Source organism: Acinetobacter sp. GWC1_38_13 (genome assembly GCF_001767535.1).
Taxonomy (GTDB): Bacteria; Pseudomonadota; Gammaproteobacteria; order Pseudomonadales; family Moraxellaceae; genus Acinetobacter; species Acinetobacter junii.
On record NZ_MELG01000109.1, the window covers coordinates 9,379 to 14,704 of the forward strand.

5 protein-coding genes and 1 pseudogene are annotated in these 5,326 nt (G+C 40.0%); 2 read left to right on the plus strand and 4 right to left on the minus strand.

The features are described from left to right. A partial coding sequence (locus tag A2003_RS11810) for an AMP-binding protein (RefSeq protein WP_286687421.1) occupies positions 1-852 on the minus strand: 852 nt, incomplete at its 3' end. 281 nt (positions 853-1,133) lie between these two features. Here A2003_RS11810 and A2003_RS11815 point away from each other — a divergent pair. Continuing rightward, the gene (locus A2003_RS11815; protein ID WP_087539950.1) at positions 1,134-1,703 is read left to right on the plus strand and encodes a DUF805 domain-containing protein; all 570 of its coding nucleotides are present in this window, start codon (positions 1,134-1,136) and stop codon (positions 1,701-1,703) included. 107 nt (positions 1,704-1,810) lie between these two features. Next, entirely contained in the window at positions 1,811-2,791 is a 981-nt protein-coding gene (locus A2003_RS11820; RefSeq protein WP_005403392.1) for a mechanosensitive ion channel family protein, read from the plus strand. On the opposite strand, the gene A2003_RS11825 is transcribed toward A2003_RS11820, so the two are convergent. The 3 genes and pseudogenes from A2003_RS11825 to A2003_RS11835 all read right to left on the minus strand — a co-directional run. Then, a complete protein-coding gene (locus A2003_RS11825) occupies positions 2,771-3,481 on the minus strand; it encodes a 16S rRNA (uracil(1498)-N(3))-methyltransferase (protein WP_136700409.1) in 711 nt (236 codons plus the stop codon). The two genes, A2003_RS11820 and A2003_RS11825, sit on opposite strands and share 21 nt — an antisense overlap. After that, positions 3,478-4,797 carry a 3-deoxy-D-manno-octulosonic acid transferase gene (locus tag A2003_RS11830; RefSeq protein WP_286687422.1) on the minus strand — a complete coding sequence of 440 codons (1,320 nt, stop codon included), beginning with the start codon at positions 4,795-4,797 and terminating at the stop codon, positions 3,478-3,480. The genes A2003_RS11825 and A2003_RS11830 overlap by 4 nt, the downstream gene beginning before the upstream one ends. Positions 4,798-4,898: 101 nt before the next feature. Further along, positions 4,899-5,326 (minus strand): annotated as a pseudogene (locus A2003_RS11835) (alkene reductase); the annotation flags it as partial.

Below are 5,326 nucleotides of genomic sequence, written 5' to 3' on the forward strand. Positions count from 1 at the left end.
GTTCACATAAACTAAATAACCACCCGTGGTATGTAATACCCCTTTTGGTTTGCCTGTAGAACCCGAGGTATAGAGAATGAATAGAGGATCTTCCGCTTTCATCGGTTCAGGTGGGCAATGCTCATCCACTTCCATGATGGCAAGGTGGTACCAAACGTCACGATCATCATTGAATTGAATTGGGTTTCCAGTACGATGAACCACGATTACATGTTCAACACTTTCTGTCCCTTTGATTTGCAAAGCTGCATCTACATTCTCTTTCAATGGAATCAGCTTGCCACCGCGCATGCCAGCATCTGCAGTAATCACTAATTTTGCTTGGCTATCTTCAATACGACTCGCCAATGAGTCGGGTGAGAAACCACCAAACACTACACAATGGACTGCCCCAATACGTGCACAAGCCAACATCGCAATTGCTGCTTCAGGCACCATTGGCATATATAAAACGACACGATCACCCTTCACGATGCCCTGCTTTTTCAATACATTTGCGAAGCGGCATACTTCGTCATGTAACTCAGCAAAAGAAATAATTTTATGACGTGATGGATGATCACCTTCCCAAATAATGGCAGGCTTTAAAGGGTTGGTTTTTAGATGGCGATCCAAACAGTTTGCGGAGACGTTCAACTCCCCATCTGCAAACCATTCGATCTTGAAATTGTCCTGTTGAAAACTAGTATTTTTCACTTGGGTAAAAGGCTTGATCCAATCGACCTTTTTCGCTTCTTCAGCCCAGAATGCATCTGGCTGCTCGATAGAGTACTGATAACGTTTGAAATAGTCTGTTTCCGAGATTCTTGCCGTTTCTTTAAATTTCTCTGGCACTGGGTAGATTTCTTTCATAGCTCACTTCCTTGGTTTTTTATTTCATACCTTAGATATACTCATCTAGCATTGGTATGTTTTGTTTTCTCTTGCAGTATGGTCACCATTAACAAGAGCAAACAATTCGGCTTTGGTCGTAGGACTGTTATTGTTTTACAACCAATTTTATTTCAAAAATTTACTCAAAATAATTTAAAATTTAACAGCTTGTCTATGCTTTTTCTTTTTAAAATAAGTGAATATTTTGATCATTATGCATAGATTTAAAGATTAAATAATCAAAAAAATAGGTATCTGTAATGTTTGACTCTTCATCCACTAGTCGTAATGCTTTAGTAAAAGATAATCCACTGTCACCTAAAGGACGTTTTAATCGTCTGAGTTATTTGGGTTGGTATGGGTTACTGACCATCGTTTATCTCGCTACCTTCATGTGTATTATTGTCTTTGCAGGTCAATTGAGCATCAACAGTGTCAATGTAAATGATCCTATCATGCCTGCATTTTCAGGCATTGCGGTACTCGCACTAGTGATCTCATGGTTTCTCGCTTTTTATTTTCAAATCGTTTTTCTTATTCGACGTTTACATGATTTGAATAAAACAGGTTGGTTAAGCTTGTTATTACTGGTGCCATTTATCCAATTAGTTTTCACTCTCTATGTATTACTTGCAGCAGGAACACCTCACCGCAACGATTATGGGGATGTTCGCCCATCAAAAACTTGGGAAAAACTACTCGCTTGGATCATGATTCTCCTCAGTCTATTTATGATTTTCGGCATGTTTATTTTTGCTTATTATTTCGCAAGTCCTGATTTTTGGGATGCACCGACACAGATGATTCAAAACACAACCGAATATTTCTAAATCGACATCAATCGCTACTGTTAACGAATTTTTCATGCGTGCTGACGATAAATTTATTATGATTGCGTTCCTCATCACACCCAACTTTGCGAAATAGAGATTTTCTTGTGGCAAATGAACAACCGACATTGACTGATGTCGCAAAAGATACTGGCGAATTGATTCACCAAGCAGGTGCCAAAACAACGCAAACTGTATTGGCACACACTGAAAAATATCAAGATGCATATACGACCATCGATAAGATCATGGACAGTTTCTGGGAACGTGTTCCTTATATTTGTATTGCCTTGGTCGTTTTTATCATTTTCTGGTTACTGACCAAACTATTTAAATTGTTTATTCGTAAAACCTTGGAAAATCGAACTTACACGCGTCAAAATTTGGTGTTGGTATTAAACCGTGTCGGAAGTACCTTTATTATTTTCTTTGGTTTCCTAATCGCACTTGTGATCGCAATTCCAGGTTTTACACCGAGTCAATTGATTGGTGCTCTTGGAATTGGTTCGGTAGCAATTGGTTTTGCCTTTAAAGATATTTTCCAAAACTTACTGTCAGGAATCTTAATCTTGCTCAGTGAACCTTTCCGTATCGGTGACGATATCGTAGTCAATGGTTTGGAAGGAAATGTTGAAGATATCCAAATTCGTGCAACATTTTTACGCTCTCCCGATGGTCGTCGCATCGTGATTCCAAACGCGACGGTATATACCAGCGCTGTTATTGTGAACAGTGCGTATCAACGTCGCCGCTGCGAGTTTGTTGTAGGAATTGGGTATGAAGATGACATACAAAAGGCTAAGAAAATTATTCTGGATATCCTGAATAATAATATGACTGTACTCAGTCAGCCTGCTTTTTCTGTAAATGTCACTGCTTTGGCGGATTTCTCAATTAATTTAACCGTGCGTTGGTGGGTCAACACCACCGAGACATCGACCTCTGCATCGATCAGTGAAATTCAAGAATTGGTTGTTACGGCTTTTGATGAGAAAGGGATTTCGATTCCTTACCCTGTGCAAGAAGTCAAAGTCTATCGCGGTGATCAATCAGATAACACCGAGAATTTAGACAAACAAACGACCTAAGATATTCGACACCGCTGTTTCAGTTCGCAAAATTCGGTTGCCTAGACTCATTGCTTGGCAACCATTTTTTTTGAGTAAGTCAATTTCGTACGGTATAAACCCACCTTCTGGCCCTACAATTAAATTACAGCCATGAGCTATCGCATGGGGCATCGATTGTTCTGCATAAGGATGTGCGACATAAGCAGGTCTTTGCTCTGTGATCAAGGTCGGTAAGACATCTTCAACAAAAGGTTTGAACCGTTTGTAGAGTTGAATTTCAGGGACAATCGTATCGCCAGCTTGCTCTAAGCCGAGTGTCACATAATCATCGAGTTGTTGCAAAAAAGGACTTTGCCAATAACTTTTATCAACCCGATAGCTATGAATTAAACTTATGCGTTCCACACCTAGCGTCACCGCATCCATAATCATACGTCGCAACACTTTGGGGCGAGGTAAGGCCAAGATCAAATGCACAGGAACTTTGTTCGGCACATTTTCTGCTTGAATGGGTCTTAGCATAATCTGCTGTGCTGTAATACTCTGCACCTCAGTGAGATAACGTTGACCATCACGAACGCCTACCTTTAAAGTATCTCCAGCCTTTAATTGAAGATGTTGATTCAAGTGCTTGATTTGACGTTGATCCTCGATTGACCAAATATCACTTGAGCAATCTTGGTTAGCGTCCAGTAAAACGATATTCATGAAGCAGTTCGTTGCGCTAAATAATGGTCAATTAATTGAATATGTTTTTGCAATGAGCCTTTATTGCGTTGCAACACCAATTCAGCTTGATGAATCAATCGCTGGCTTTGCTCTGGATGATTTAGGCAACTCATCAGATTTTGTATAACTAGCTCAGCATTTTCAGCAACAAGGATCCCTTCTTCCGTCACAAACTCATCGACAATTGTTTGAAAATTAAAATAGCGAGGACCAATCACAGTGGGTACATCTAAAACCATTGGTTCTAAGATATTGTGCCCACCGCCTGGTTCATTGAGTGAACCACCGACAAAACATGCCTGACTTAATGCATACCATAACCACATCTCACCCATACTATCTGCAAGATATACCTGCGTATCCACTGTAATCTCTTGTTTGAGACTACGCCGCTGCGTATTTAAATTCAGGTTTTGGCAGATCTTATGTACCTCATCAAAACGCTCTGGATGACGTGGTACAACGATACATAACAAATGAGAGTTTGAATTTAAATGTGGCTGTAATTGCTTAAGTAACTGTTCTTCTTCAGGTGCATGTGTGCTGGCTAAAGTAATAATTTGGCGTTTCTCTAACTGCCATTCCTGTTTTAACTGTTCAGCTTGCTCAATAAAGGAGGTCGGAGCACTAATATCAAATTTAATATTTCCAACAACCTGACTTTTGGCTTTCTCTAAGCCTAAATCCACATAGCGTTGCTGTGTCGCTTGATCTTGCGCCAACATCCACGTTAATTGTTGCAACATGACTTGGGTAAGTCGACTCACCTTGGCATAGCCCTTGGCGGATTTTTCTGAAAGACGTGCATTAAGCAAAATACATGGAATCTGTTGCTGTTTCGCTTGGGCAATTAAATTTGGCCAAATCTCAGTTTCAACTAAAGCGAGTAGCTTCGGCTGATACAAATCAAAAAATTGCTTGAGTAACGGTTTTTGATCAACAGGCAAATATACAGCTTGAAATAACGCTAAGTAGGGTGCTTTAAGAAAAAGTGATTTGGCACGGGCTTGCCCCGTTTTTGTGGTATTGGTCACTAAGACAGGATGACCTAATTTTAAATAATGCTCGATAAGAGGTTGTGCAGCATTGGTTTCACCGACAGAAACCACATGGAACCAGATCGTATGCAGGTTTTTTGGCGTTTGAAATGGTCCAAAACGCTCAAGGCATTCTTGTTGAAAGAGCTCTTCGCTTTCAGCACGTTGTTTTATTTTCCAGCGGTATAAAGGCTTGAGACAAGCCAATAAAATGTTATACCAAAATGGTGTTTGTTGTGCTGCGATTTCCTGCGCCATCCTAGACCATATATTTCGATTTGATTTCAGCACATTATGCGGAATTTCAAAAAAAAACTCATGCCATTTTGGTAAATGACATGAGTAATTCTAAAAACAACTTAAGTTTCGAGTTGTTCAAAAACAGGATAATCCGTATAACCTTCGGCACTCAGACCATACAAGGTATCGAATTGAACCTGATTAAGCGGTAGATCATTTTCCAAACGCTCGAATAAATCAGGATTTGCGATATATGCTAAACCAAATGCAACTGCATCCGCTTGTTCAGTTGCTAAAATACGCTTGGCTGAATCTGGCGTTAATTTTTCGTTGGCAATCCAAGCACCTTTGAATTTAGGACGCAACTTTGGTTGTAAACTATCTTCAGCTTCATACTCGCGAGTAAAGATAAACGCAACATTACGCTGATCTAATTGCTCAACGACATAACCAAAAGTTGCTAATGGATTATCATCACCCATATCATGAGAATCAGCACGTGGCGCTAAATGTACACCGACACGACCTGCACCCCATACTTCAATAA

Excerpts from the sequence above, each read along its gene's own strand:
- A2003_RS11815 (WP_087539950.1), top strand. The coding sequence starts at position 1,134 with ATGTTTGACTCTTCATCCACTAGTCGTAATGCTTTAGTAAAAGATAAT.
- A2003_RS11830 (WP_286687422.1), bottom strand. The coding sequence starts at position 4,797 with ATGGCGCAGGAAATCGCAGCACAACAAACACCATTTTGGTATAACATT.
- A2003_RS11825 (WP_136700409.1), bottom strand. The coding sequence starts at position 3,481 with ATGAATATCGTTTTACTGGACGCTAACCAAGATTGCTCAAGTGATATT.